This window comes from Citrobacter sp. TBCS-14, from assembly GCF_005280805.1.
GTDB classification, from domain to species: domain Bacteria; phylum Pseudomonadota; class Gammaproteobacteria; order Enterobacterales; family Enterobacteriaceae; genus Citrobacter; species Citrobacter gillenii.
Genome location: NZ_SZWM01000232.1, coordinates 1 through 524, shown reverse-complemented (window position 1 = coordinate 524; position 524 = coordinate 1). Strand labels below are relative to the sequence as shown.

Sequence of the window (524 nt, the reverse complement as noted above, 5' to 3'; positions counted from 1 at the left end):
CCAAGTAGCAGGATATCGTAGTGTTCTGCCGGTAATGCAGAGAATGAAGGACTGTAAATCACCTCCAGCGGCGTTTCACTCAAGATATCTAACGTGCATTGCGCGGCGGTAGCATTTGGTTCAACGTAAGCCAGTCGTTTTCCGGCCAGACAGCGGGTGGTTGAACGATCGCTGATAACATTAGGATTGAGATCAAGACTGATATGGAACCAGAAAGTGGAANTCAAGACTGATATGGAACCAGAAAGTGGAACCGCGATTGGGTTGGCTATGGAACGAGATATCCCCACCCATTTCATTGACCAGTTTTTGTGTGATCACAAGGCCAAGTCCGGTACCGCCATGACGGCGCGAAATGCTGGCATCAGCCTGACGGAAAGCCTGGAACAGACGTGACTGATCGCGTTCCGGGATGCCAATACCGGTATCGCGGATTTGAACTTCAATCTGGACTTTGGTGTTACTGAGCGCGCGTTTTTCAACCAGAATGTCGATATTGCCGCTCTCGGTAAATTTGATGGCAT

Annotated in this window: 1 pseudogene; it reads right to left on the bottom strand. The window is 49.5% G+C overall.

Annotation, left to right across the window (positions count from 1 at the left end):
• A pseudogene (locus FDX22_RS12250) lies at positions 1-524 on the bottom strand (ATP-binding protein); the annotation flags it as partial.